Below are 26,339 nucleotides of genomic sequence, written 5' to 3' on the forward strand. Positions count from 1 at the left end.
ACATCAAAGTAGGTTAATTCATGAAAGGATACTCAGTCGTCATATTTATAATCAGGGAAAGGTATAGCTTTAGTCATCTCAGTCAAATCAACATTCTTAAATGTGGCTATATTATGCAACCGGATGTTGAAATCGTCAATTAACTGGGTATACTTATCCTTAATATAAATGAAATTTTGATGCTCCTTAATCTCATTGTCAATAGGGTCAAAGATGCTTTTAAACTCCTTAACAGCTTTCTTGAAAAATTCTGGAGTGCCAGATCCGAATGACACCATCGTGACTTCAAGCATATATTCCTTTAGTTCGTCCAACAGCCAAGTATACCCCTCCGCCTTTTGAGGCATGGATAAAGAATAAGGAATTGCTTGCATAAGGGAAAGCACCGCATTAAGAGTCTGGAGACAATCTTTGTGATATAACCTTGCGAGGATAATATTGAATCCTTCCTGTTGTTGTAAATTTATGGAATTGGTTTCCTCTCTCTGGTGTTCAAGTTCTTTTCTCAGACTTTCGAGTTGTGATAATTTGTTCCGGAAGTCCAAAACGTTGAAAATTTGGTATCCGATTAGTAAAGTTACAGAAATGCCTATAAAAGCCCCCATAACGCCAATAAATGTTGAAATGTCAACTACACTGGATGCTTTAACCTTAACAAAGAATAAAGCAAGTGTTATTAGCGAAAACGATAAGCTTATAAAGCCACAATATATGCTCAGTTTGTTTCTCATATTCAGATAGTACTTAGTCTTTTCTTTCCATTGCTGCTAATAATGCTTTCAAACCTTTGTTTTCAGGGGTGTCAAGAATCTGAATGTTGTCAAGTGTTCCCAATCTCAAAACATCATCACATATTTTGACTCTATTAAGCATTGGCATAAGAATGGATTTGCTGTGATTGATGAAATCGTGAATTTCCTTTACTTTTGTGGGGATTTTGTAACCGCTTTTACTGCTAGCAATTACAACTCCTTCATCTCTTAAGCCAGCGATGATCTTATTACGGAATGTAGTTTTGTTCATTTCATTGTATCCTATGCGGCTAAGATGACCAATCAGTTCTTTGGTTAAAATGTAATCTCGCATAGGATTATTAATTGCTCTAAAAAGAAGATATGTCAAGATTGCAGTGCGCTGAGCTTCTACTTCGTCATCGCTTCTTTGGTGCGTAACGATATAATTATAGGCTTTTCTATAACAAATTTCAGCTATCTCTTTATCCTCATCTTCGGAAAATGCTGTATTTGATAGAAAATCATTGAAAGTTCTTGGATAATATAGAATTGGGAACATATGGTTCTTTATGATTCCGGCAAAATCTATATTGCATTTTTTATCATAAACAGATTCATCAATGTTTCGAGCCAGTGATCCAGCTATGAAATCTGCAAGTTGGATTATCACGTTTGATTTGCTATCTTCAAACGTGATGTCAAATTCATCAAACAAACTTGGATTTGGATTCCTCTTTTTTGCGTACTCTACGAATCCATTCAGGAACTCGCGGCTGCCCATACCATCATTATGTAGACGAAGTCTGCTAATGTTGGAGCGTAAATGCTCATAAATCCTCTGATAAAGGAATTTATAGAAACTTGTTTTGTATTTGAGTCCTGATTGAGAACTCAGTTTGTGCTTATCAATTACCAAAAGCAGTATATTGAAATCAAGTTTGGCAAGTTTTTGAAGAATCCTTGCTCTTCGAGTATGATTCTTACCTACAGAACTCGATTTCATTTCCCCAGATTGGAATTCCTGCTTTCTGATTATTTCCACTCCAGATTCAAGAGCTTTTACTTTCGACTCCGGCACAAGTATGGCTGCGATGATAAAATGAGAGGATGCTCCTTGTTTTGAAACATCCAAATTCGAATTCCCGAATTCATCTAAATAAACGTGCGTTAGTTCCATTGTTTGACGCTTCTATGACGGTTCTATTTATGATTGGTATTTAGATTGGTGTTAATGGCTGATTTTTTACAGATTATAGGATTAGCACTTACTCGGGTCTATAAAACTCGCCGCCAGAGATGTCGAAGAAGCGGTCAAAGAAGTCTTTGAGTTTCGCAATGACTGATTTCTTCTTTTCGGCTCTCTTGGCGCCGGCTCCTCCAAATAAGCCCATTGGCGGAAGTATCTCGGCAATGGCAGTGCCGCTCTCTTTCACTCCACCTTCGCGGAATGATTGACTGACAAAATCAAAAGTCTTATCGCGTTTGAGGTTTTCTGCGGTGATAATATCCTCAATCTGCTGTTGTTGGCTCTGACGCACAAATTCATGCCATTGGTCGTGAACGTCGTTTTCGGGCGTATGACTCTCGATGAAGTCCTCAATAAGTTCTTTCTTGTTGCGGAGGTCGGGCGAAGCCTCGACCGATTTCATGGCCTTGATAATGATTTCTCGGTCGTGGTTCTCATCTCCGTCAAGCTGACCCACAAGAAACAGGATGTAGTCGATATTGATTTCAATCGACTTCATCAGCTCCATCTCAAAAACGAGGTCATCATTGATGTTTGTCAGTTCACCTTTCTTCGGACGGTATTTGTCGTGCAGTTCATTGTAAAAGCCTCGGTAATCGACAAAATCATCGTCTGAAATGATGTGATTGTCGGCAAATTCATCGAAGGTCACAAGGATGTTGTAAGCCCGAAGTATAGTGCCGAATAGCTTGATAAACTCTTTCTCGGCGGTTTCTCCAAGTATCGGAGTGCCGAGAGGGTATTTTGCGAGAAGTTCCTCAATAAGCTCTTTCCAACCGGGATGATGTTTTCCCTGCTCATCATCATAGCCGAAGAAATAGTCATCAAAAGTCTTCAGTAATATAAGCCCGGCGGCATCTTTGTTGCCGAAAAGTTGTAGGCAGTCGTTTGTGGCCTTTTCAAGATTACGGAAACAGACTATATTGCCATGGTCTTTGATGGAATTGAGTATGCGGTTGGTACGCGAATAGGCTTGCAACAATCCGTGATAACGAAGGTTCTTGTCAACCCATAGCGTATTGAGCGTTGTGGCATCGAAGCCTGTGAGGAACATATTCACCACAATGAGCAAATCGACTTCGCGGTTTTTCATGCGAAGCGACAGGTCTTTGTAGTAATTCTGGAATTTATCGGCCGAAGTGTCGTAGCTTGTGCCAAACATATCGTTATAGTCCTCAATGCACTTTTCAAGAAAGTCCCGGCTCGGCTGGTCGAGTCCGTCGGTATCTTCAGGTGATTCATCTTCTGTGTCAACGTTAGGCGAGTAGCTGAAGATAGTTGCGATTTTAAGCCGCTTGTCGGGCGGCAGGAGTTTGTTGTGCCTCTGTAACTCAGAGTAATAGAGCTTAACAAACGGTATTGAGGCGACTGCAAAGATAGAGTTGAATCCTGTTAGTCGTGTTTTGGCTTTAATCTCTTTGACCTTGTTGCGGTCTTTGGCGGTTGCCACTTCACCGACATTGGTCAGTTTAGAGAAAGTGTAGCTGCGGGCATCACGACGAGTTTTCTGCGCAAAGTGCTCCATGATGTATTTCGATACCAGTGAGATGCGCTCCGGAGCCATCAATGCTCGCTCTCGGTCAATATTGCTCACCTGCTCATCGAGTATTTCATCTTCTTCACGCATGGTGCGGATATAGTCAACCTTAAACGGCAACACATTTTGGTCGCGGATGGCATCAACTATCGTATAGCTATGGAGTTGGTCACCAAAAGCGCCCTCGGTAGTTGTGAACTCGACGTTGCGTATTGCTCCGGCATTGTCGGGAAATATCGGTGTGCCGGTAAAACCGAACATATGGTATTTCTTGAATTTCTTGGTGATAGCCTTGTGCATATCGCCAAACTGCGAGCGGTGACATTCATCGAAAATCAAGACGGTATGCTGACCGTAAACCTTATGTTGCGGATTGCGGGCGATGAAATTGGAAAGCTTCTGAATGGTGGTGATGATGATTCGGGCATTAGGGTCATCGAGCTGCTTTTTAAGCACCGCAGTAGATCCGTTGGAGTTGGCCGCGCCTTTCTCAAAGCGGTCATACTCTTTCATCGTCTGATAGTCGAGATCTTTGCGGTCAACTACAAACAGCACCTTGTCAATCTCATCGAGCCGTGATGCAAGCCTCGCGGTCTTGAATGATGTGAGGGTCTTGCCCGATCCGGTTGTATGCCAGATATAGCCGCCTCCTTCACGCTTGCCGTATGTCTTGGCGTTGGTGGAGGTTTTTATGCGCAGCAGAATTTCTTCTGTGGCAGCAATTTGGTATGGGCGCATTACCAACAAAAGATTCTCCGACGTGAATACACAATATTTAGTAAGAATGTTCAGGAGTGTATGCTTTGAGAAGAACGTCTGAGTGAAGTCCATAAGGTCATAAACAGGCTCATTGTTTTTGGTTGCCCAATAGGACGTGAATTCAAACGAGTTTGAGGTTTGCTTCTTCCCTTTACCTTTGCCATTTTTCTGATTTGCTTTGCTGACGGCATCACGGGTGGTATTGCTGTAATACTTGGTAAGAGTGCCGTTGGAAATTACGAAAATCTGCACAAACTCATACAATCCGCTTCCTGCCCAAAAAGAATCACGCTGATAGCGGTCAATCTGGTTGAATGCATCCTTTATGCTTACACCGCGACGCTTCAATTCCACATGGACGAGCGGAAGACCGTTGACAAGGATTGTCACATCATAACGGTTGTCAAAAGCCCCACCTTCCGGCACATACTGGTTGATGACTTGAAGCGAATTGTTGTGGATGTTGATTTTATCGATAAGCGAGACATTGACAAGAGATCCGTCTGGGCGTGTCCAAGCCTTGACGTTGTCCTCCTGTATGGTCTTGGTCTTCTCAACTATACCCATATTGGGGTTACCGATAAATTCATTGAAGAAGTCAGACCATTCTTTATCTTCGAAAATAATATTGTTGAGCCGTTCAATCTGGTGACGGAGGTTGGCAATCAACTCTTTTTCCGAGGTGATTGTCAGATATTCGTATGCTTGGCGAGTGAGCCGTTTGATGAAATCGCTTTCCATCTCTGCTTCACTCTGATATTGCGCGGCATTGTAATAACCCGGCTCGAACTCGGCAACAACCGTCGATTCCGGATTCTCCGACACCATTTGATACTGCTCTGCCATATATTATGCGATTTGTTTGAAAGTCAATAATTTGTTGCGGTAATATTCATATTGCTCCTTGACAGCTGCTATTTCAGCGGGGAGGCCGGTAGTGAGGTCGTTTACCAGCGTCTCAAAGCGGTCAAGGATGGAAGCAATTTTTACTTGAAGTTCATACTCGGGTACTGGAATTATTACTTTAGCTAAATCAGTACCTGAAACGGAACATATTTTAGCTTCATTAGCATACATCCGTACCTGCTTATGATATTTAAGAGATCGACATACATGAGAAACAAAGTTAGGATACATTTCACTTTTGAAAATGAAACAGGCATCATGCACTGCTGCCGGTTCATCACCAAGCCATGCGAGAGCATTACCAAGATCATCTTTGTTTTCGCCAGCTGCCACTATAACCACATCGTTCTTGTTGGCATATCTCATTTTCTTAGCAACGTCATCATTGATGAAGCCGGGTGTCTTATCTGCATATAAGCCATAATGAGTATACATATCTCCATAGTGAATACATGGGACACCATTATCCACTATGTCTGTCCGAACAAAGCGTTTGCCACGAATAAATGTGCCAATTTCGCCCATAGCTTTCCAAGTAATTTTGTAACTATGCCCCCCCAGGTAGTTACGTCATCCATCTTTTGCTCACCATCGGTCCCGCAGCCGCAGGCGGAGGGATTGAAGGTGAGTAAAAGATTGCGATAATATTCATATTGCTCTTTACGTGCTTGCAGCTCCGCTTGCAGCTCCGCTGCGTAGTCCGCGAAGCGGTCGAGAATTTTCACAATTTCCTCCTGTACCTCAATGGGTGGAACGGGAATCGAGATTTCTGAAAGGGCCGATTGGGAGATGTTTGGGACAGAGCCAATTCCAGTAAATTTCTTAACTTCAGATTGAAAACGAGTATCTTGAAGAATATAGTTGAGATACGATGGATTGACTTGAATATTTTTTAATACAACAAGCTGAGGATTTATTGTTGCCTTACATGGGAGATTTTTGATTAACGCACATTTACCAACAGATGCAGTTTTAGTAAAAACGACGTCTCCTTCTTCAATCATTATTTCTGGAGATTCATAATATTTATCCCATGAAATATAGGTTGAATTATTATAGTCGATAACTTCATTGACTATATTCGATGGGCTTAAGGATATGGCACCTTCGTTATTTGGAACTATATCTTTTCGTGTGTAACCGCGAAAACCAATTCTACCCTTAATTTCGCATATCTGTCCTAATTGTTTGTAAGGTACTCCGTTTGGACAATGATGATTGATAAGTTCTTGTAGTTTGCTCATATTGTTTCGGCTTCAAGTTCTTTGATTATAGCATCGATTTCGGCACGGAGCTTGTTTTCATGCTCTACGATGCGGGCAATGCGGGCGTTGAGCTCTTTTATATCGGTTTGAGGGCGGGTGTCCTCGGCCTCGACGTATGAGCTGACGGAGAGGTTGTAGCCGTTTTCGGCGATGGTAGCGTTGTCTACGAGTGCTGAGAAATGTTTAACTACCTTTCGGTCTGCATATTCGACAACAATAGCATTAATATTATCGGGCGAGAGTTTGTTTTTGTTGCCCTCATGCACAAAGAGTTGGGATGCATCGATAAAAAGGGTCTTATTCTCTTTCTTAGACTTCTTCAAAACAATGATACAAGTGGCAATTCCTACTCCGAAGAAAAGGTTCTGCGGTAGTTGGATTACAGTATCAACATAGTTGTTATCAACAAGGTATTTACGAATTTTTTGTTCATCGCCACTGCGATATAGAACGCCGGGAAATTCGACTATTGCGGCTGTGCCTTCAGTGGATAGCCATGCGAGCATGTGCATGGTGAAGGCAAGGTCGCTCTTGCTTTTTGGTGCGAGAACACCGGCTGGGGCAAATCGGAGGTCATTGATGAGCAATGGGTTATCTTTGCCCACCCACTTTGTGGAATAAGGTGGGTTGCTGACTATGGCATCAAAAGGTTCGTCATCCCAATGGTATGGCTCGAGCAGCGTGTCGCCATTGTGGATGTCAAACTTATTGTAGTTGATGTTGTGGAGGAACATATTGATGCGGCAGAGGTTGTAGGTGGTGATGTTCAACTCCTGTCCGAAGAATCCCTGTTTCACATTGTCGGCACCGAGTATCTTGGCGAATTTAAGCAGCAAGGAGCCGGAGCCGCAAGCAGGGTCGTAAACCTTGTTTACCCACTGGCGGTTGTGGCTGACTATACGGGCAAGCAGTTCGCTGACCTCCTGAGGAGTGTAGTATTCGCCACCGCTCTTTCCAGCATTTGAGGCATACATCGCCATGAGGTATTCATATGCGTCGCCAAAAAGGTCAATCTGATTATCCTCATAGTCGCCTTTCAGGTCGATGCCTCCGATGTTGTTGAGGATCTTAGTGAGTTGTTCGTTTCGCTTCTCAACAGTGCCGCCGAGCTTATTGGAGTTGACATCAATGTCAGCAAAGAGTCCTTTGAGGTCATCCTCGCTCTCTGTGCCGACAGCCGATGCTTCGATAGCCTTGAATATTTCAGAGAGTGTTACATTTAGATTGGGGTCATTCTTTGCTTGCTTACGCACGTTGCAAAATAATTGCGACGGCAGAATGAAGAATCCTTTTTCACGCACAAGGTCCTCCTTGGCGGCAATAGCTTCCTCATCGGAGAATGAAGTATAGTCAAAGTCGGCATCACCGGCTTCGCGTTGCATACGGTTGATGTAATTTGTGATGTTCTCCGAAATAAAGCGGTAGAACAATATGCCGAGGACGTAGGACTTGAAATCCCAGCCATCGACCGAGTTGCGCAGGTCTTCGGCTGTAGCCCAGATAGCCTTGAAAAGTTCCTGTTTCTGTTGGGTGCTTGTCGCCATTGATAATAAAAACGCGAAAACTCCACGAAGTAGCATCTGAAGGCTGACCTAATCGAGCTATGCTCGCTTTGCATCCGCAAAGAATGCCTGTAACGACTACTCAGGAGTTCTCAAACAGTTTTCGGCTCGTGCCGGTTGTATTTTCTATTAATTGGTCATTTTCAGATAGACGTTACTATTCCTTTTACAAAATTACACATTTTATTTGAGCGAGACAAGGCGTTGAGGGAGAAAAAAGTAGCTCTACATTGGGCAAATATGGTTTTTGTCGGGTGTGGAGCTACGATGTGAGGATTATTCCGCCGGGGTGTAGAGGCGTTTCAGGCGATCAAGGGAGTGGGCGTGGCGGAGGGAGTCGCGGTAGGCGATGTCTTGTTGCCAACGGCCGGTTTGCCAGTCGCGGTATTGCTTTGGGAAGTTCTCGCGGTAGAATTGTCCGAAGGCGATGGCTTCGGCGTTGTCCTCATACCAGCGGTCGAGTTGCCCGATACGGTTCTCATAATCACGTCTTGTGTCGGATGCCGAGCGCGACACAAGTATGCTGCCCATTATGCAGATGCCGACAACCAAGCCTACAATTCCGAATGTGGGAAGGTGTAACCGGAACACGTCGCTCCAACTCTTGAAGTTGTCATCAAGACGCTTGCGGTCATCTTCGGAAAGGGTTGCATCAATGGAGGTCGGGATAGAGTCGAGTTGCCGTTCCAATCGGTCATGAAAGATGGCGCGGATAGTCGCCTCGTCGCGTAGCATCATTCGGATTTCACAGGCGTGACCAAAGTCTTTCATCGTTCCGTCATCGTCAAGCAGTGCCTCAAACACCGCTCCGGCAAGTTCCTCGCTCGATTTGGCAGAAGCCTCAAAGCAGCGTGTGGCATCCTCGATGCGTGAGACGAGTTCTGCGAGATTGGCAATATCTTTCTTATCAGGCGTTTCCGGCAGGTTTGCCGAAGATGGTACATTGTCAAATGGGTTGCTCATTATCGTTATTGTTTGTGAGTGATTGTTTTGCGTTAGAGAGTTCGGTCGCTATGTATTTCAGCGCGTCAATCGCCCATTGGTCGCATTGCTTCTGAGTGTTGACGTGGCGTGCTATCTGGTTGAGATTGTTCTTCATGCCGATGAGGTCGCGGAGCCACTGGCGCGTTTCAGGTGAACGATCAGGAATCTTGCGCCGCATAACAATCAGTCGGCAAAGGTGGCTCAATTTTACACCCCGCTCATTCGCTTTCGCCTCCAGTGTCTCGCGCTCGGAGCGTGACAGTCGGAATGTTATGCGTTCCGATAGGTTCTCAACGGGATTGCGCTTGTTTCGTTGCAAGGCAGATGGTTGTTTCTTCATATTCTGAATTTTAGAGTTTTATAATTTGTAGCCGTTCCGGCGTTTCCATTCATCGTCAAGGTCATCGGAACTATGACTGTCACGAATCTCATGTTCGGCATTACGGGAACTACCGGATGGGGCATCTTTTATTCTCGAATTATGCTTTGACTTTGAGGGAGAATAAGTTGGCCGAGATTGCTTTGAGGGAGAAGGGGCCAAAACAGTAGCAGGGAGAATACTCATGTCAATGCCGAGGTCTTTCTGCAAACTGTATTGACGTTCTTTGCCGTCGGAGTCAACCATTCTGACGCATAGCCCTTTCTTCGGGTCATGGAACAGTGTCAACCCCTCGGACGCCAATGTTCCGATAAAATCCGGAGAGTCGCGCGCGGCCTTTTCGATGATATACTTCAACCGGGCTTTGCGTTTTTTGGCTTCCTCTACGGCTCTTTTGCGGCGCATACGTTCATCAATCTGAGATTGAGAATCAGATGGCTTGTGCTGACGGCGTGTACGTTCTTTCCTCCTCCGACCCACAGCTTCCAGATGAGCCTTTTCCCGCTCGGCTGCTTTCTTTGGTGCTTCAAGTCCATATTTCATTGCAATACAGGCGGCTGCACGGTTGGCGTTCTTGTTGATGAAATTATCACGAAAACGCTTGCCGTTGACATCGGTAGTTCGGATTACGATGTGATAATGCTCGTTATCCGTATTGTCATGCCTGGCAACGATATACGGACACGCCGAAACATCATTGCCACGTGCCGAAAGCTCATCAAGAAAGTCACCGATAATAGTTCTCACCTTATCGCGTCCGTTATCAGGCATAGAGCGGAGCAGGGCTGTTTCTTCCGGTGTGAACGAGATGATAATCGTATAGCATTGTGTCCTGTAATTATTCGCGGTGGCGATCCAATCAGCGGCCTGTTCAGCCAGAGCCGCCGACAAGTCGGTGAAGTTAGCCAATAAAATTGTGCCGTCCTTCCCATGATTTTGCGCATAGCTCAGGCTATGGGAAATGTCGGACGATTTTCCTACAACGGCATTCATTTTATGGCTGAGTTAGCACGGCTCGAAACCGCAGGTTTCACAAATCGTCTGTCATACAAATCGGGTCGAGGGGTTTCCCATTGCAAGGGTGTTTTTTCGGGCCGGAGCGAAAGCGGAGTGTCTGACAAAAACACATCTTGCAGAGCCACGCGAATCCAAAAGAAATTCGAGCTTCTCATAACTTCAAGCCTCCATCCGTGCGGTCGATTACCGCGCTCTTTTTCTCACCGAGCGTCGGGGTATGTGTAACCTTTGGCTTCGGTTCGGGTTGTCGGACAATCCGCTCATCGGCTTTTACGGATTGAACGTGCTGCGTCTCCCTCCATTTTCGATAACTTTCCGGCACTTTCGGAGCGTATCTTCCAAGCAAGGAACCATAGCCACGATACAGGTCTGAACGATTGATGGCGGTGCCCTTGATTGCATCATTTATTGCGGTGAACAGACGCGCTCCGTCTTCCGTTGCAGACATAAAGCAGCGTACTTCAAGACAGTCGGGATTAGCTTTCAGATACTCGCAAGCCTCGCGGATGCCTTTTCTGCCGTTGAGAATGATATGGTAGCGACGAGCCATCACGGGATATACACCGTTACGTTCGACAGACTCCATAAGAGCCATGAAGTCGAGCGGATTCTCATACACCATGCACACCTGGTCTTTCCGCCGTTCGCCAAATACAGTCATTCCCGGCTCTCCGATTTGTCGGAATGATTTGCCGTTGAATGCGATGAAGTTGTCCGAGTCTTCCCCGCAGCGGAATGCAATGACACGCTCCGAACCTTTGCCTTTGGCTTTCGGTAACGAACCTTCAAGGGAGAAGTGCCGAACAGTATTCATAGATAGCCCGATGCGGGTTATCATACATCCGATAGCGGTATCTTTTGGATGGCAGGTATCTGTAAAATCCCAAACAGGGCGGCTGATAGGAGAGTATGGAAATTGCGATGGCAAATTCTCCCGCTCCGAATATAGTTTTTCAACCATTTGCATTGCTCTCGAGAAGTCATCGCCGTCTGCAATATCATACTTTCGTGCCAAATCGGAGGCAGAACCGAAAGAGTCCGGATTCTTGATTGCCCATTCATTACGGGCGGTGTTCACAGTCAGCTTGCCACCGTCAGGCAATAGATAATGCCGGAGAGAGCGGCGTTGCGATTGGCAAACTAGGCCGATAGCCATGCAGACATCATCAACAGGAATTATGGAGTCAAACTCCATCGCAGAGATAGATTTATTCATATTCTTGTAAAAATTGAGATTTATAACAGCTTGTCCCGAATGTCCCAATGACCCACGAAAATTTCCAAAAGCCACAGAATATTTTGATGCACAACCATAGTATTCTATTTCCCTTTTGTAAAGTTGATTGGAGTTAAGGGGGACATTTGGGTCGGTTGGGTCAGAATGGGGCGTCTTCATTTTGGCTGAAATTGAGTATCGAGGGATTGACAGGTATATTGCACCGTACCCAGGGGCGTTTAACTCGTCCGTCAGCACCGCAATAGTCCGGGTGCATGCCCGGCAGTTTCTCCTTTTCCGAACGTTCCCATCCTGAGATATGCTCCATCAGTGAATTTATGTATTGCGATGAGTAGCGGTAGGATGTCCGTATGGTGTCGTTTGGCAATTCCCGCTTGATCATTTTCGGCGAGACTATTAAAAGCGGTTCGGTTCCAATCTGCTTATATTGGTCATCAAGATACGATGAAGAATCCACCGCCCATTGTTGCCACTGCAAACGGCGTGACAGGGGCCAACCCGCGTATGCTGTCGGCACAGGACGATTTAGAAATGCCTCAATCTCCTCAAGCAGTTCATCGCCTGCGGCAGTGGTATATTCAGCCTGTCGTTGATTTGCGGCGTCCTCCAATTCTGACGAGAGATACAGCGGTTCATTGAGCGTGTAATAATGACGGGCCTCGGCCCACAGTTGCGATACCTCGGATTTCAACGCATCAATCCAATCCATAACTTCACCATTTCCTTTTATTGGGATTATCCACCAACGGCGGTTGCCATTGCAGCTTTGCAGGAACTCCGTCTCGTTGGTTGTGGCTGCGAATACATTGCTCCGGGGTATAGACTCGCTCTTCCGTGCGTATGCCGGACGCACGTCATCGCGCACACGGCTGAGAAATGCTTTGGCTGCCTCGGCGTCATGCGCACGCTTCATGCCGTTGAGTTCGGAGATTTCCACAATCCATGCTCCGGTTATATCCTCAATTTTCGTTTTGTCATCATGCGCGAATGAGAATGAATCGGAGAACCATTCACCGGCAATGATGCTGAGAAATGTACTCTTGCCGACACCCTGTGGCCCGGTGAATGTAAGGATATGGTCGAATTTGCAACCGGGAGCAAATGCACGCGCCACGGCTCCAATCATCCATTTACGAGTCTGTGCGCGAGTCAACGGAGTGTCCTCGGCACCGAGGTAGCGTATAACCACAGTGTCGATGCGCTCAACATAATCCCAGCTATCAGACATGATGAAATTCTGTACTGGATTGAAACCTCGCTCCTTCGAGGTCGTTTTCAGCATTTCAAGAATACGCGGTTGTGACAGTTGCAACCCGTATTGATTTTCAAAATACAGGCAGATTTTACCGACTGATTCATCATCAATACGATTGTCGCGCTCGTTGCAGAAGTCAGGGCATTGCGTTATATCCCGTTTTGTAAAGCGGTCAAAATGGACTTTCGACAGTTTGGGGTCGTTAAGTAGAATCAGTTTGATGTTCTGCCCGGTTTTCTCAATCTGGTTGTTATCGTTCAGGGTCAACTTCAATTCCCAGTCATCACTATCATTTGTATCATGTGTCCCGATGCCATGTATCAGCTTCTTTCTTACGGCAATATCCTCACGGCAAAGTTTGAGCATCGCTTTGTAGGAGGGGAGACGCTTCATCGCAGTCCCATCCTTAATGCTTGCATCAAGTTCGCCAAAACGGTAATGCCTGACAATGTTGAACGCATTTCTCGGCACATCGCTGTCATTACACCATGCAACCTGCCTGTCGCTGTCAATGGCAACAGTCATTTTTGTTTCACCGGGCAATGCGTATGTCCCCGGCTCATTAAGCGGAGCAAGACTTCTGGCAAGGAACTTCTCAATAGCCTCTGCACAGGTGTAAGCACGGCAAAAGGCATCTTCCAGAGCATTTGCGCCGCTTCTCATAGCAACCTCCTTCCACGCGCGCTATTGCGCATACCTTTGGTCATAGCCTCCACCTGTTCCTCGACGGTAGGCTGACCGGTGCGGCGGTTGTCGGTCAGCCATCGGCGAAGCTCCGAGGGGAGAAACAAAAGATTCCGTCCGGGTTTATAACACGGTATGCGTCCTTCCTGCACCAGCGCGTATATCCTCGATGGCGACAGATGAAGAAGTTTGGACGCTTCATCAACGCATATCATCTCCTCGTCCTTGACAGAGGCTTTGAGGGAGAAGATATGTTGCGATAGTTTATTGACTGTTTCGGTCAGGGCATCGACTTTCTCTTCAAGCCGAGCCATGTTCTGAGGCATAGCCTCAAATGTAGGTTCTTTAATCATTATGGCGGAAGCGATTGGTTTTGAATCGCACCGCAAAGGTCTCCGGAGATAAGGCGGTTATCAAGTTATTACGCTGATAACCTATGAATAACCGATAACCGAACTATGAAAGCACCGGCAAATTCTCCGTATCAGGGAAAACGTATGGAACAAGAGGCTTAGGCGGATTAATCAACGGCAACACCTTGAAATTCTCGACACGGAGTTTTGATGGGATATTACCAATATCATAACCGCTGAGGGTCATCGGAAAACTCTTTTTGAGAAACAGGGCTGTGGTCACGCCCAATTTCTTCTGAGTTCCTGATAGTAGTCTTTTACTTACATTCCAACCGAAATGAAGTAGATCGTCAGATTTCAGATGTCTGTTGATGCTTGTTTCGACAGCGATATAATTTTCATCACCAGTCAATTCCGTGATATTATTGAGCAGAATATCAATTTGTGCCGGAGTAAATATCTTTTGGAATGTCGCTTTGGTATAAGACGCAATTTCTGCCCACTGCTCCTCTTTCCTGCGTCTGTTTTCCTCCTCAGATTGTCGGATTAGTTCGGCATTATCCTGACTGATAGTCTCAGTAAGGGTTGAATCCACCTCAACAACTTTATTTGCTGGTATTATCCTCGGCCGATTCTTAATATATCCGTCAACAAGATATGCGATTAATCCAATAATGGATATAACGATAGTCATATTCATTATCAAACAGATAATCAATGAATCAGTAGTGTTTATAATATAATACCTGAGGCAGAAAATGGCGCAGATAAAAAGCGCGAGATTCGCCACGTTCCATAACCGTATATTATTATGAGTTGTGTTTCCTTTCATTTGTATAGAGTTTTTAGAGTGCAAAATTATTATGACCGGAGTGCTAAATAATAAATTCCGAACAGTTTTTTGTCCGACAAAATTATATTTCAAATTTCATCCCGGCATTGTTTTTGGACAGGTTTATTGTATCGAAATAATCAAATGACACTGACCGATATAATATGCCATCCTATGAACATGATAAAAGCCACCGTTTGGGGCGGTGGCTCGTAATGAATGGCTGAAAAAGTGACGATTATACGTCCTTTGGCTTGATGGTAATTTTGCCGAGTGTTTCGAGCAGGGCGGTCGGGACTTCGTGGGTGTAGCGCATGGTGGTGCCGATGTCCTTGTGGCACATGGATTGTTGAACGGCATACGGATTGCTGTTGGCCGCAAATTGCAGTGTGCTGTAAGTGTGTCGGAAGCAGTGGAACGTGATATGCTTCTTGATGCCTGATGACGCAACCCAGTCTTTCAACGGTTTGCCAATCATGCAACGCTTCAAGCCAACGAACACTTTACCACCGCCTCTTTCTCCCATCAGTTCTACGGCTTCATCGCATAGCGGTAGCTTAACCGGAGTTTTGGTTTTCTGAATTGTGATGACTATACACAAGCCGATACCTGTAACTGACTGGATGTTGTCCCAATGCAGATTCTCGATGTCGCTTATACGCAATCCTGTGAGGCATGAGAATAACGATGCCCGGCGCAGAACATCATGCTTGCAGGGAGTCTGAGCCAACTGAATCAACTCCTCCTGAGTGAGGAATTCCCGCACGACATCTTCCCATTCGATGTACTCCAGATAGTCGTTGATATTCTCGGTGATTAGCCGTTCCTTATAGGCTTGCTTGAGCAATGCCCGGAAGGTAGAGAAGTAGCCTGAGGCCGTGTTGCGTGACACAGTCTTCTCCGTATGTTTCAGTTGCTTTGCCGTGAGAAGATACTCTCGGAAACGCGTGCAGAGGTCAACAGTGACATCACCGAATGTGCATTTGCCACCGGTGAATTTACGGAAGTGCATGAATACAATCTTCCACTTTTCATAGCGTTTCTTGCAGACTTCCTCAAAGTAAGCGAGGAAGTCCTCCCGCTGTTGGGTATGGTCGATGAAGCCGAACTGACGGTTTATCACCTGCTCCTGGCGGCGGCAACGTATCAGCTCCGCCTTTTCAAGCATCGTCTTGTTAAAATTGCGTTGCACCTGGTTCGTTGGATTGCCGTAGAGATATATCCCCATGTATTCATGGCGTTGCGAACGGTTGGTCTTAGGATTGCGTATCGCCGGATAGTAGTCGAGATAGAGCGTAATTTTTCCCGAAGGCAACAGGCGTTGACGCAGGGTCACTTTAGTACATATATCCATAGCTTTTTTTGATTGCAAAGTTTGTGAGTGATAGTATGGTTATCAAGTTATTGGTCGGAAAACCAGGCAATAACCTATAACCGATTGATATTAGAGCATGGGAGGGCGGAGAATAGCATCAATCTCCGAACGAAGAATGTAAGTGTACTTGCCGACTTTCTTACGACGCAGACCATGATACTTCACATAATTGTGAAGCTGGTCATGCGTCAGATTGTACTCCGCTCGGACGTCTGAATATGAAATCCAGTCTTCTTCTTTCGGTGTTTCAGGTTTTGCAGTAAACACCCGGTCGCAATGCGCCTTGCTCCAGAGCGTCTTTCCACGATGATACACCTTCGGAATATTGTGCCTCTTCGCCTGAGCAAACACCCATGAATTGCTCACCCCGAACTTCTCGATAATCTCCTTTGTAGTGTAAAACTCAGTGATAGCTTCGCCGTTTTCATCGGTTGCTAATGAGGTCGCTTTCGGTTTGCGTTCGTAAGGTCGTGCTTCAATCATCGCGTCAATGTCTTTACGGAAGACTACGGTAAAACGTGAAGAGATTTTATAGGCGATTAATACCCCACGATAGATTAGCTTATAGACACCATCTCTTGTAATGCCTAATATTTTTGCAACTTCCGAAATTGAAAGATATTCTTTTACGCTGATTTCGGATTGAGCCTTCTCGTGAAGGCATTTCTGCACCTGAGCCTCGGTATAACTCTTCCTTTCCTGACGCTTACGGTCTTTATAAGCGTATTCAGCACATCGTTTACAACAGAAACGTGTTGTGCATTTTTGCGAGTAGAATTCCTTTTTGCACCACTCGCAAACTTTTTTGATCCTAATGTTTGAAGTTGCCATTTTTGAATCATTAAAAGAGCCGCTCATTGAGCCAAATATGTATACCATCGTATATCATTGTAGACCATAGTATACACCATCCACTACCAGGCAGAGCGACTTGACCCGAGTAGCAGACGAGCAACAAATATGGTTCAAAAATGGAGTGAAAAATAGGTAGAAACGGGTTCTACCAATAAAAACAGCCGAGTGCGGATATGAGAAAAGGCGCTCAAACAGAACGCCTTGACACTTATTCCTAACTATTGTTACCTATCTCTAACTGTCGGTCACTTGCCGATGCAGTGCGTAGAACACGTTGCCGCTCAGCGGATTGCAAATCTTCGGATACAAAAGCCCCAGAGTGCTCTGTTTTTACCTTCTGAAAATCGCATTTTCAGACCCTCCCGGGCCTATGTTTTTGTATTCGCAAAGTTAGCTGTTTTTACCAATATTTGCAAGTGGCCATCGTATACTCGCTTGGAAAAATGTCGTTGGCTGTTATTTATTCGTTAAGAAAAATGCTGTCGGCTCTTGTTTATTCGTTTGAAAAAGTGTAATAAAGGCTTGTCTATTCGTTCTAAAAAGTGTAATTTTGCAGACGATAAATAGAATGTCATGCTTAAAAGAAAGATAGAGACATATTTATCTGATTGGAAACGGTCAGACAACAAGAAGCCTTTGGTAATAAAAGGCGTGCGGCAGTGTGGAAAGACATATATCGTCAAGAAGTTCGCAAAGGACAATTACGAGAATGTTGTCTATATGAATTTTATCCTCGAACCTGACAAGAAGTCTGCTTTTGCCGGTAATTTGGATGTCGAGACCATCATTCTCAACCTCTCGGCATTGATACCAGACAGTCGTTTCGTTAGTGGTAAAACATGCATTATTCTTGATGAGATCCAAGAATGTAAAGAGGCAAGAACGGCCTTGAAGTCATTTAAGATGGACGGACGTTTTGATGTTATCGCCACCGGTTCTCTCTTGGGGGTAAAAGGATATGGTAAACGCAAAGACAAAAGTGAAGGAGAAGATTCTGTTCCGGTAGGATATGAAACATTAGTGGAGATGTATCCGTTGGACTTTGAGGAATTTTTGTGGGCGAACGGAATTGGAACGAATGTGATTGATACAATACGCTCTTGTTTTGAAAAAGAGACAGCCGTCCCGGAAGGTGTTCATAAAGCAATGATGGAACTGCTTTATAGATATATTATTGTCGGAGGCCTGCCCGAAGTTGTGAATTGTTTCCTTGAGACGAAGAATGTTGAACTGATATATGAGAAGCAGCGTACTCTCATTACTGAGTATGAAGAAGATATGGTCAAATACGCAGATGATTCAGATAAACCTCACATCCGGGAATGTTTCGAGTCGATACCAAGACAGTTGGCCAAAGAAAATAAGAAATTCCAATACTCGGTAGTCAAGAAAGGCGGAAGAGGCTCACAGTATTTAGGTAGTCTTCAATGGTTGGAAGATGCAGGTATTGCGGAACGGTGCTACAATACCACTATCACAGAACTCCCTTTGTCCGGTAATTCAATCCCGGATTGTTTCAAGGTCTATACTACAGATATCGGTATTCTGATGGGAATGCTTGATTATGGTACACAGGCCGATATATTGAGAGGCAATCTTCTTGGATATAAGGGAGCAATTTTTGAGAGCCTTATGGCAGATTTCCTTTGTAAGTCAGAACAAAAGCTTTACTATTTTCATAAGGACAGTGGCCTTGAAATAGACTTCTTGGTAAGATTTAAGGGGGAATGTGTTCTTATAGAAGTCAAAGCGAAGACAGGTAAAGCTAAAAGCATGTCTACCGTTCTGAAGAACAAGAATATATATCACGTTAATAATGGCATCAAGTTAGGTCAATATAATGTGGGTAGAGAGGGCGATGTGCTGACTATACCGTTATATATGGGCTTCTTGATAAAGGATAAACTTACTACATCAATCATTCCTGACGTGGATTTAAGTCAATTGACAACCTAAGCTGTAACTCTCAAATAACTCAGTGACGATAATGACAGCGAGAGAACTTATAATTAAACTACAGCAATTTGAGCCGGACACAGAGGTTTGGCTCCCTGCGACGACGAGAAAAGGGATACCGACTTACGCCGCGATTGACCACATCGTTCCGTGCGACTACGGCAACCTTGCAACCGATTTGACAGACACGCCTGATAATATAGACACGCGTTTGTTGGGAGGAAGAAAAGATAATGATACGGTAATAGTCCTGTCATCCATGTTCGACTTTAGAAAGTAAGGTCTCGAAACTTTTATAAGAGAACACAGCCCATGAAGATTCAATATTGTTCCGATCTGCACATGGAGTTTCATGAGAATATGCGCTTCATGAAGTCGCTGCCGCTTGAACCGGTCGGCGATGTGCTCGTCATAGCCGGTGATGTAGGGTATCTTGTGGATTCAACCGTTCCGCATCTGAGGTTCTGGAAATGGGCATCCGAAAACTATCGTCAAGTACTGATGATAGCCGGGAATCATGAGTTTTATAACAATGGCGATATAGCAGCACAGGGCGAAAGCTGGCAGAAGATGTTTCTGCCGAATGTTGGTTACTATCACAATAGGGTGGTACGCATCGACAATGTCGATTTCATTCTTTCAACGCTGTGGTCAAGAATACCCATTGTCGATGAGTTCGTAATCAAGAATGGTATGAACGACTATTCGCAGATTCTTTATAACAAGCGTCGCTTGATTCCCCAAAACATAAACGATGAATTTGATAAGAACTTTGCATTCATCCAGAAGGCAGTCAAAGATAGCGATGCGGAGAAGATTGTCGTTGTAACTCACCATCTCCCCACCATCTCTGCTTTAGAGCAAAGACACTTTGGCGATGTCCTGAACGCAGCTTATGCAACAGAACTCGGCAACTATATAGCCGACAGCCGAATCTCCGCATGGATTTACGGTCATTCCCATCATTCCACCGACTTGATGATTGACAACACTCACCTCGTCAGCAATCCCCTCGGCTATGTTTTCTGCGGCGAAAACACCAACTTCAACGACTCTGCTGTGATAGAAGTCTGATATATTGGACTATTCTTGTGTTTTCCCATTCATCATTCATGTTCTGAAAGTGTTGGTATGATATATTGAAGATTCCAAATCGAAGTGCAAAACTTTGAGATGGGCATTAGTCATTCTCCTCTCTCCTTCTGGCGAGGGGATGCCCAAGCGGCGGGGGCGGCCTAAACCGCCCCCAAGAGCGGACAGCAGCAGAACATACTGGCAATACAAAATAAAAAGGGAGACCGAAGTCTCCCTGAGATTAACTAATTTTGTATTGCTTATGTACAGACAATTAACCTCGCAGCAAAGGTCGCAAATTTTCGCCTTACTGCAAAAAAAAACTTCGAGAGAAGAAATTGCCCTCATAGTAGGGTGCAGTCAGTCAACGCTTTGTCGTGAACTGAAGCGCAATTCCACAACCAAAGGCCACTATCTGTGGGAAAAGGCTCATGCCAAAGCCCTTGAACGCAGAAAGCGCACCACATCCAACAAGAAGCTCGACAGCGTGTTGGTGTGGCGTATAAAACAGATGATTATTGACCACCAATGGTCACCAGAACAAATTCGTGGCGTGTTGGCCAAGGAAGGTGTTTCCGTATCCATACAGACCATTTACAACATTATAAACGCTGATGAAAGCGGAGAACTGCGCCGTCACCGCAGACATCCCGACTTCCGACGACGACCAAAAGGCGAACGCAAACCCACTAAAGCCACCAACATACCAAACCGCACAAGCATACACGACAGACCGGCCGAGGCCGACGGCAAACGCTTTGGCGATTTTGAGATGGATCTTATTGTTGATGCCTACGGGCACGCGATTCTAGTGCTGCTTGAACGCATGACTGGCTTTGTGATGATGGAGAAACTACCTTACGGAAAAAGAGCCAAGCCATTGTCAAAGACTGTCGTGAGAATGCTGTACGCATACCGTAAATATCTTAAAACCATCACTACTGACAACGGCAGCGAGTTCGCGGCACACCTCGACATAACCGCCGGATTACGCATCAAAGGTCTTGATGATGTGACTGTTTACTTTGCCGACAGCTACTGCTCATGGCAGAAAGGAGCGGTCGAAAACATCAACAAACTCATCCGTCAATACATCCCCAAAAAGTCAAATTTCAATGATTTCACTGACCTATACATCAAGAATGTCGCAAAGAAACTAAACCTCAGACCACGGAAAAAACTCGGTTTTTCAAACCCGAAAACCGAGTTCTTCAAACAAATCGCTAATTTTGCACTTGCCAGTTGAACCTGCGGTTGGTATGATATATTAGACTTTTTACGCCTCTCGTGAAAATTTATTTGGCGGATTTGTGAAAAAGTATTAACTTTGCGGCCACAAAAAAAGAAACAAATGGCAAGACAGCATTGCAACATACTAATCATCAAAAGTATTCAGAGCTTAAAAGGCTTTGAACGCAATGCATGTGTGCTTATGCCGTCAACAACAGGCACATCATATTGCGGAACTGTCCGACCGTTTCGTTTCAGTAACCCAACTGACATAAGTTAGTCTACAAATACAGACTACTGAGATATAACGACTGTCGGAAAGTCCTTACCAAGCTTCCCGACAGTCGTTTTTTTGTGTCCAAACCGATATAACCTTCTCCATCGCGATTAGCTGCGGACACACATTTCAATAATCGCGTCTTATGACGCATAACCCGAATGAAAATGAAGTTTAATGATCAAAAGAAATTATATCGCCAGAATGCTCTGACTCAGTCAGACATCCTCTACCTCCCCGACAGTCGCGGTCTTGATGTGACCGTCGTTTCGGGGAAGTGTGCTGATATCATACGCAGCATACATGGCTCGATGAGTCGTCTGGCTCCTATGGGCGATGATGAGAGGAGAAGTCTTTGGTTTGAGGTCAAGGGTAAAAGATGGGAGTGGTATAGGTTGTCGGTATCAACCTATAAGAATCGCCATTATCTCTATATCACCGGAGACACTTATGACCATCATGTATTTTGTGACAAGGATGATTGTAATTCCCGCCATTGTTTCTATGAGGATGAACTCGTCGGAATATTCTCAAAAATCGAGAAGTATGTTGCCGGACTCGTTGACAACATCTTGTCTGCGCCCGAACAATATAATTCGTATGTTGATAAATATTTGAGTTACTACCGGAGAGAAGGGTTGATAAAGAGATCAGTCCTGAACTCTTTGATTCCTGACAATAGCTATGACGGAATCGATATACCTCGGGTAATCAACTTATACGAGAATCAGGTCGAGCCTACGCAGTTTTCCGAGATGACCCTCAGACGCTATATGCACTATTGGCGTATAGCATACGAAGCTGTATATGGCAAGATGTCGGGAGATGATGTCGAAGTCTTCAGGCATTCAAGCAAAGGGCACGAGGCAAGAGAATATAATCTTGATTCTGAGGATGATTTCAGAAGATGGAAGTCCGATGTCTCACCTTATCACGGCTTTGATGTGGTGTATGCGAGAGTTCACTTGTACCCTACATATACCAATGGTCAATGGCATTTTTATGTCGGCACCGGTAGCTATTGGAATCTTGATGATTGCTTTCGAGCTGTCATAGGATTGTCTGATGCCGGAATCTCGGTTGAATTGGGAGAAGTCGATCATATTCTCGGAATCTTGAAGGAAACCGACTTTGTAGAGATTACCCCTTATGCGTATCGATATATGCAGGGCGATGACATCGGTAGCCAGATGAAACTCCCTTATGCGGACGAAGTCGGCAAGGTTGTTATAAAGGAAATAGTCGCAAACACTAAATGGAATAAGCTTGAGAAGGTAAGTCCTCTCGCTTAACAACTCAGCAATAAGGAAATATGAAAATACAATACGCATCTGACCTCCATCTGGAGTTTCATGAAAACAGCCGTTGGCTTAAAGAGAATCTGCTGGCAGCAGTCGGCGATGTTCTGATATTAGCCGGAGACATCGGCTATCTCGGTGATGACAACTACAGGCGACATCCATTTTGGGATTGGTGTGCCGAATCGTTCCGGCAGACTATCGTCATCCCCGGCAACCATGAGCTATACAAAAGCTTTGACATCAACGACCTTCACGAAGGCTGGCAGCAAGAAATACGTCCGAATGTAAAAGCGTGCTATAACTGTGTGATTCAGTTGGCTCCCAACATCGATCTCATCGCGTCAACTCTTTGGGCAAAGATTCATCCTTATGATGAGTATCAGACCGAACGCGGAGTAACTGACTTTCATCGTATCAGAAACGGACAGTTCCGTCTCTCGGCCCAGCGTTTCAATCAGGAGCATGAGCGTTGTCGTGAGTTTATCGAGAGAAGTGTGGCGGAAAGTCAGGCCAAGCACATCATAGTCGCCACACACCATGTGCCGTCTTTCGAGCTCATGGCCGACGAGTTCAAGGGTAGCCCGATAAACGGTGCCTTTACATCCGAACTTGGCGACTTTATTGCCAGTAGCCGTATCGAATACTGGATATACGGCCACTCGCATCGAAACATAAATAAAGCCATCGGCAATACCCGGTGCATCTGCAATCAGCTTGGTTACACCTTCCATGGTGAACAGGCTGATTTCCACCGGGATGCCATAATAGAAATAAATGACAATGAACTTCAAGTTTGACGGTGACCGGTTGTTCTTCACTTCCGACACCCATTTTAACCATACCAACATACTGCAATATTGCAATCGCCCGTTCAAGACTGTCGATCAGATGAATGAAACCATCATCACTAACTGGAACAATGTGGTTGAGCCTGATGATGTAGTCTTCCATCTCGGAGACTTCTGTCTCGGTGGAGCTGAAGAGTGGAATAAGATTCTTGACCGACTAAACGGCAGAATCTATCTCGTTCTCGGTAATCATGACCTCAAGAATATCCGACAAGGATTCATAGACAGGTTCGAGCACGTTGCAATGGCGATGTGCATTCAGGTCGGGAAGAAGAAAATCTACCTGAATCACTTTCCTTATCTGTGCTTTGATGGCGGCTATCATAACGATGTGTGGCAACTGTTCGGTCATATGCACACTCGCCCATCGAACACCGGGATTGACGCCGGACGCCTTCAGTACCTTTTCCCGACACAGCTTGATGTCGGTGTAGACAACAATAACTTCACACCTCTGTCTTTCTATGAAGTACGCGCCAAGATTCAAAAGCAGATTGAATCGGACTAAGTATTTACCTTCTCGACGGCGTCTCGTTTGCGAACAAGACGCCGTTGTCTTTCTATGTATAAAGTTCCCGATTATGTTCTTCAATCGGGAGAGATGGCGGTTTTGATGACGTTGTCGGCGCGGTTGGCGAAGAGGGTGTAGGCTTCCTGGATTCGGCTGAGAGGAAAGCGGTGGGTTATCAGATGGGTCGTGTCAATCTTGCCTTCGGAAATCAGCTGCATGATTTTGTCGCAGTCGCAGGCATCGACACCGCCGATCTTGAACGTCAGGTTCTTGCCATACATCCACGGAAGGGGCAATATCTGTTCCGTTTCGTATAGTGCGACAATCGTAACAATGGCATTGGGACGGGCACAACGCCATGCGAGTTCAAACGTCTCCTCGCCTCCGGCAACCTCAATCACGCGGTCGGCGCCACGACCCTCTGTCAATGTATTAAGGATTTCAAGGCATTCTGTCGGCTCAACTACATTGACATTTGGATAATGCTGGCGCACAAATTCGCGGCGACTCTTGTCAGCTTCGCAAACTACTATCTTTCGAGGGTTATACAGCTGCACACATTCGAGCGTACATAACCCTGTCGGACCGGCTCCGATGATAAGCACCGTGTCTTCCTCGGAAATTTCAGAAATCTTGGCAGCCCAATAACCCGTAGCGAGAATATCGCCGACAAACAGAGCCTGCTCATCGCTCACGTTATCGGGAATTGGAGTCAGACCGTTGTCGGCGTAGGGTACACGGACATATTCCGCCTGACCGCCATTGATGCTGCAACCAAGCATCCATCCACCGGATGTGCAGTTGTTCACGTATCCCCGTTTGCAATAGAAGCACTCGCCGCAGAACGTCTCGACATTCACGGCAACTCTGTCACCAGGCTTTACCTTGGAGACATCCGAACCGACAGCCTCAACGACGCCAACCAATTCATGCCCCACAGTAACGCCGACCTCAGCCTGAGGCACGGCCCCATGCAGAATATGAAGGTCCGACGAGCAGATGCTCGAAAGAGTAACCCTTACCACGGCATCCTTCGGATCCAAAACTTCCGGCTTCGGTTTCTCAATCAGCTCAAACCGCCCCGGCGCAATATATGTCAAAGCTTTCATCTCAAGTTTTATTCTATGTCCAATGGCAGGAGGTTGTCATCGTTGAAACGGTCAAAGTCAGACTGGAAGAGTTTGTCCTGAATGACGCGATATTTCTCAAACTCAGTTTCAGCGTATTCTTTAGCTTGTTCGGCTGATACGTTTCCGGCATCAGTCAGAACGGGACGGTCGGTAAGATCAAGGAACTTATCAAAACGCTTAGCCCAATCCTCCATTGTCATGGGAATATGACGCTTTGCCATATCTTCCGCCAAGTCAAGGAAAGAGTTGACAATTCGTCCCATATCCTCCAGCTCACTTTCTTTGAGATAATTTTTGGCGATACTTACGTCAGGCTTGACAATCTTTCCGTCAGGAGCGTTCTCCCATGTCGTCAGTCCCATGTGTTCTTTATCGGCATTGGCTCGTTCCACGATAAGCTCGGCGGCTGTATGTCCATGCACGGCATAGTGCATCTTGTTCTGAACCTTCTTAAAGAACAATCTTGTGGTAGGGGCATCGCGGTTATAGTCGATGGCAGTAGCATAAATATCCGTCAGCTTCTGATAGAAACGCCGCTCGCTGAGGCGTATCTCACGGATTTCCGCCAACAGATGCTCGAAATAGTCCTCACCAATAAATGAGCCGTTTTCCATCCGTTTCTTGTCAATCACATATCCGCGTATGGCAAACTGACGCAAAATAAAAGTACACCACTGCCTGAACTGCGTGGCCCGGGTACTGTTCACACGATAGCCGACTGATATGATGGCATCGAGATTGTAGAATTTCGTCAAATAATTCTTCCCGTCAGAAGCAGTTGCCGAGAATTTCTCGGTAACTGAATCCTCCTGAAGTTCACCGCTTTTGAAGATATTTTTCAGATGCAGACCGATGTTATCAGTGGAGCAGTCAAACAACTGCGCCATAGCTTTCTGCGTACACCACACAGATTCCTTATGGTACACAACCTGCACACCATCCTCCTTCCCCTCAATCTGAAAGATCAGGAACTCCGCAGTGCTATTTCGTATCTCAAACTTCTTCGCCATCGTAAGGATTGCAATACATTAA

At 45.3% G+C, this 26,339-nt stretch carries 23 protein-coding genes; 6 read left to right on the forward strand and 17 right to left on the reverse strand.

Features of this window, described 5'->3' with window-relative positions; translation table 11 throughout:
• Nucleotides 1–32: 32 nt before the first annotated feature.
• The 15 genes from FDZ78_RS00495 to FDZ78_RS00565 form a co-directional block, all read right to left on the reverse strand.
• A complete protein-coding gene (locus FDZ78_RS00495; RefSeq protein ID WP_123399928.1) occupies nucleotides 33–731 on the reverse strand; it encodes a hypothetical protein in 699 nt (232 codons plus the stop codon).
• A gap of 13 nt (nucleotides 732–744) precedes the next feature.
• A complete protein-coding gene (locus FDZ78_RS00500; protein WP_123399926.1) occupies nucleotides 745–1,911 on the reverse strand; it encodes a DUF3800 domain-containing protein in 1,167 nt (388 codons plus the stop codon).
• 88 nt (nucleotides 1,912–1,999) lie between these two features.
• Entirely contained in the window at nucleotides 2,000–5,122 is a 3,123-nt protein-coding gene (locus FDZ78_RS00505) for a type I restriction endonuclease subunit R (protein ID WP_123399924.1), read from the reverse strand.
• Nucleotides 5,123–5,125: 3 nt separating this feature from the next.
• Nucleotides 5,126–5,707: a restriction endonuclease subunit S gene (locus FDZ78_RS00510; RefSeq protein WP_136408904.1), complete on the reverse strand. Its 582-nt coding sequence runs from the start codon at nucleotides 5,705–5,707 to the stop codon at nucleotides 5,126–5,128.
• Nucleotides 5,653–6,426, reverse strand: a complete 774-nt coding sequence (locus FDZ78_RS00515; RefSeq protein WP_137426155.1) for a restriction endonuclease subunit S — start codon at nucleotides 6,424–6,426, stop codon at nucleotides 5,653–5,655. The genes FDZ78_RS00510 and FDZ78_RS00515 overlap by 55 nt, the downstream gene beginning before the upstream one ends.
• A complete protein-coding gene (locus FDZ78_RS00520) occupies nucleotides 6,423–7,991 on the reverse strand; it encodes a type I restriction-modification system subunit M (protein WP_123399920.1) in 1,569 nt (522 codons plus the stop codon). Before FDZ78_RS00520 ends, FDZ78_RS00515 begins: the two co-directional genes overlap by 4 nt.
• A 294-nt stretch (nucleotides 7,992–8,285) precedes the next feature.
• Nucleotides 8,286–8,972: a hypothetical protein gene (locus tag FDZ78_RS00525; protein WP_123399918.1), complete on the reverse strand. Its 687-nt coding sequence runs from the start codon at nucleotides 8,970–8,972 to the stop codon at nucleotides 8,286–8,288.
• Nucleotides 8,956–9,333: a plasmid mobilization relaxosome protein MobC gene (mobC, locus tag FDZ78_RS00530; RefSeq protein ID WP_123399916.1), complete on the reverse strand. Its 378-nt coding sequence runs from the start codon at nucleotides 9,331–9,333 to the stop codon at nucleotides 8,956–8,958. The genes FDZ78_RS00525 and mobC overlap by 17 nt, the downstream gene beginning before the upstream one ends.
• A gap of 18 nt (nucleotides 9,334–9,351) precedes the next feature.
• Nucleotides 9,352–10,365 (reverse strand): relaxase/mobilization nuclease domain-containing protein, encoded by a 1,014-nt coding sequence (locus FDZ78_RS00535; RefSeq protein WP_123399914.1) that lies wholly within the window; start codon nucleotides 10,363–10,365, stop codon nucleotides 9,352–9,354.
• 175 nt (nucleotides 10,366–10,540) lie between these two features.
• Nucleotides 10,541–11,605: a hypothetical protein gene (locus FDZ78_RS00540; protein WP_136408902.1), complete on the reverse strand. Its 1,065-nt coding sequence runs from the start codon at nucleotides 11,603–11,605 to the stop codon at nucleotides 10,541–10,543.
• A gap of 160 nt (nucleotides 11,606–11,765) precedes the next feature.
• Nucleotides 11,766–13,406, reverse strand: a complete 1,641-nt coding sequence (locus tag FDZ78_RS00545) for a virulence-associated E family protein (protein WP_240743520.1) — start codon at nucleotides 13,404–13,406, stop codon at nucleotides 11,766–11,768.
• 134 nt (nucleotides 13,407–13,540) lie between these two features.
• Complete coding sequence (locus FDZ78_RS00550; protein ID WP_123399910.1) at nucleotides 13,541–13,918, reverse strand: helix-turn-helix domain-containing protein; 378 nt, start codon at nucleotides 13,916–13,918, stop codon at nucleotides 13,541–13,543.
• 103 nt (nucleotides 13,919–14,021) lie between these two features.
• The gene (locus FDZ78_RS00555) at nucleotides 14,022–14,612 is read right to left on the reverse strand and encodes a hypothetical protein (RefSeq protein WP_136408901.1); all 591 of its coding nucleotides are present in this window, start codon (nucleotides 14,610–14,612) and stop codon (nucleotides 14,022–14,024) included.
• A 376-nt stretch (nucleotides 14,613–14,988) separates the two neighbouring features.
• A complete protein-coding gene (locus tag FDZ78_RS00560; protein ID WP_123399906.1) occupies nucleotides 14,989–16,104 on the reverse strand; it encodes a site-specific integrase in 1,116 nt (371 codons plus the stop codon).
• 90 nt (nucleotides 16,105–16,194) lie between these two features.
• Complete coding sequence (locus FDZ78_RS00565; RefSeq protein ID WP_136408900.1) at nucleotides 16,195–16,956, reverse strand: AlpA family transcriptional regulator; 762 nt, start codon at nucleotides 16,954–16,956, stop codon at nucleotides 16,195–16,197.
• A 597-nt stretch (nucleotides 16,957–17,553) separates the two neighbouring features.
• Here FDZ78_RS00565 and FDZ78_RS00570 point away from each other — a divergent pair.
• From FDZ78_RS00570 to FDZ78_RS00600, 6 genes are all read left to right on the forward strand, one after another.
• Nucleotides 17,554–18,936, forward strand: a complete 1,383-nt coding sequence (locus FDZ78_RS00570) for an ATP-binding protein (RefSeq protein WP_136408899.1) — start codon at nucleotides 17,554–17,556, stop codon at nucleotides 18,934–18,936.
• A gap of 312 nt (nucleotides 18,937–19,248) precedes the next feature.
• Nucleotides 19,249–20,010 carry a metallophosphoesterase gene (locus tag FDZ78_RS00580; RefSeq protein WP_136408897.1) on the forward strand — a complete coding sequence of 254 codons (762 nt, stop codon included), beginning with the start codon at nucleotides 19,249–19,251 and terminating at the stop codon, nucleotides 20,008–20,010.
• 262 nt (nucleotides 20,011–20,272) lie between these two features.
• Nucleotides 20,273–21,256 carry an IS30 family transposase gene (locus FDZ78_RS00585; protein WP_124076259.1) on the forward strand — a complete coding sequence of 328 codons (984 nt, stop codon included), beginning with the start codon at nucleotides 20,273–20,275 and terminating at the stop codon, nucleotides 21,254–21,256.
• A 422-nt stretch (nucleotides 21,257–21,678) separates the two neighbouring features.
• Nucleotides 21,679–22,809, forward strand: coding sequence for a hypothetical protein (locus FDZ78_RS00590; protein ID WP_136408896.1), 1,131 nt, complete (start codon nucleotides 21,679–21,681; stop codon nucleotides 22,807–22,809).
• Between the two features lie 20 nt (nucleotides 22,810–22,829).
• Nucleotides 22,830–23,615, forward strand: a complete 786-nt coding sequence (locus tag FDZ78_RS00595) for a metallophosphoesterase (RefSeq protein WP_136408895.1) — start codon at nucleotides 22,830–22,832, stop codon at nucleotides 23,613–23,615.
• Complete coding sequence (locus FDZ78_RS00600) at nucleotides 23,599–24,174, forward strand: metallophosphoesterase (protein ID WP_136408894.1); 576 nt, start codon at nucleotides 23,599–23,601, stop codon at nucleotides 24,172–24,174. Before FDZ78_RS00595 ends, FDZ78_RS00600 begins: the two co-directional genes overlap by 17 nt.
• Nucleotides 24,175–24,254: 80 nt before the next feature.
• Here the strand turns inward: FDZ78_RS00600 and FDZ78_RS00605 are convergent, their stop codons facing one another.
• The gene (locus FDZ78_RS00605; protein ID WP_136408893.1) at nucleotides 24,255–25,286 is read right to left on the reverse strand and encodes an alcohol dehydrogenase; all 1,032 of its coding nucleotides are present in this window, start codon (nucleotides 25,284–25,286) and stop codon (nucleotides 24,255–24,257) included.
• Nucleotides 25,287–25,294: 8 nt separating this feature from the next.
• Entirely contained in the window at nucleotides 25,295–26,317 is a 1,023-nt protein-coding gene (locus FDZ78_RS00610) for a virulence RhuM family protein (RefSeq protein ID WP_136408892.1), read from the reverse strand.
• Nucleotides 26,318–26,339: the final 22 nt, after the last annotated feature.

It is taken from the genome of Duncaniella sp. B8, from assembly GCF_005304985.1.
GTDB lineage: Bacteria > Bacteroidota > Bacteroidia > Bacteroidales > Muribaculaceae > Duncaniella > Duncaniella muris.

Excerpts from the sequence above, each read along its gene's own strand:
- FDZ78_RS00495 (WP_123399928.1), bottom strand. The coding sequence starts at position 731 with ATGAGAAACAAACTGAGCATATATTGTGGCTTTATAAGCTTATCGTTT.
- FDZ78_RS00500 (WP_123399926.1), bottom strand. The coding sequence starts at position 1,911 with ATGGAACTAACGCACGTTTATTTAGATGAATTCGGGAATTCGAATTTG.
- FDZ78_RS00505 (WP_123399924.1), bottom strand. The coding sequence starts at position 5,122 with ATGGCAGAGCAGTATCAAATGGTGTCGGAGAATCCGGAATCGACGGTT.
- FDZ78_RS00510 (WP_136408904.1), bottom strand. The coding sequence starts at position 5,707 with ATGGGCGAAATTGGCACATTTATTCGTGGCAAACGCTTTGTTCGGACA.
- FDZ78_RS00515 (WP_137426155.1), bottom strand. The coding sequence starts at position 6,426 with ATGAGCAAACTACAAGAACTTATCAATCATCATTGTCCAAACGGAGTA.
- FDZ78_RS00520 (WP_123399920.1), bottom strand. The coding sequence starts at position 7,991 with ATGGCGACAAGCACCCAACAGAAACAGGAACTTTTCAAGGCTATCTGG.
- FDZ78_RS00525 (WP_123399918.1), bottom strand. The coding sequence starts at position 8,972 with ATGAGCAACCCATTTGACAATGTACCATCTTCGGCAAACCTGCCGGAA.
- mobC (WP_123399916.1), bottom strand. The coding sequence starts at position 9,333 with ATGAAGAAACAACCATCTGCCTTGCAACGAAACAAGCGCAATCCCGTT.
- FDZ78_RS00535 (WP_123399914.1), bottom strand. The coding sequence starts at position 10,365 with ATGAATGCCGTTGTAGGAAAATCGTCCGACATTTCCCATAGCCTGAGC.
- FDZ78_RS00540 (WP_136408902.1), bottom strand. The coding sequence starts at position 11,605 with ATGAATAAATCTATCTCTGCGATGGAGTTTGACTCCATAATTCCTGTT.
- FDZ78_RS00545 (WP_240743520.1), bottom strand. The coding sequence starts at position 13,406 with ATGACTGTTGCCATTGACAGCGACAGGCAGGTTGCATGGTGTAATGAC.
- FDZ78_RS00550 (WP_123399910.1), bottom strand. The coding sequence starts at position 13,918 with ATGATTAAAGAACCTACATTTGAGGCTATGCCTCAGAACATGGCTCGG.
- FDZ78_RS00555 (WP_136408901.1), bottom strand. The coding sequence starts at position 14,612 with ATGACTATCGTTATATCCATTATTGGATTAATCGCATATCTTGTTGAC.
- FDZ78_RS00560 (WP_123399906.1), bottom strand. The coding sequence starts at position 16,104 with ATGGATATATGTACTAAAGTGACCCTGCGTCAACGCCTGTTGCCTTCG.
- FDZ78_RS00565 (WP_136408900.1), bottom strand. The coding sequence starts at position 16,956 with ATGGCAACTTCAAACATTAGGATCAAAAAAGTTTGCGAGTGGTGCAAA.
- FDZ78_RS00570 (WP_136408899.1), top strand. The coding sequence starts at position 17,554 with ATGCTTAAAAGAAAGATAGAGACATATTTATCTGATTGGAAACGGTCA.
- FDZ78_RS00580 (WP_136408897.1), top strand. The coding sequence starts at position 19,249 with ATGAAGATTCAATATTGTTCCGATCTGCACATGGAGTTTCATGAGAAT.
- FDZ78_RS00585 (WP_124076259.1), top strand. The coding sequence starts at position 20,273 with ATGTACAGACAATTAACCTCGCAGCAAAGGTCGCAAATTTTCGCCTTA.
- FDZ78_RS00590 (WP_136408896.1), top strand. The coding sequence starts at position 21,679 with ATGAAAATGAAGTTTAATGATCAAAAGAAATTATATCGCCAGAATGCT.
- FDZ78_RS00595 (WP_136408895.1), top strand. The coding sequence starts at position 22,830 with ATGAAAATACAATACGCATCTGACCTCCATCTGGAGTTTCATGAAAAC.
- FDZ78_RS00600 (WP_136408894.1), top strand. The coding sequence starts at position 23,599 with ATGAACTTCAAGTTTGACGGTGACCGGTTGTTCTTCACTTCCGACACC.
- FDZ78_RS00605 (WP_136408893.1), bottom strand. The coding sequence starts at position 25,286 with ATGAAAGCTTTGACATATATTGCGCCGGGGCGGTTTGAGCTGATTGAG.
- FDZ78_RS00610 (WP_136408892.1), bottom strand. The coding sequence starts at position 26,317 with ATGGCGAAGAAGTTTGAGATACGAAATAGCACTGCGGAGTTCCTGATC.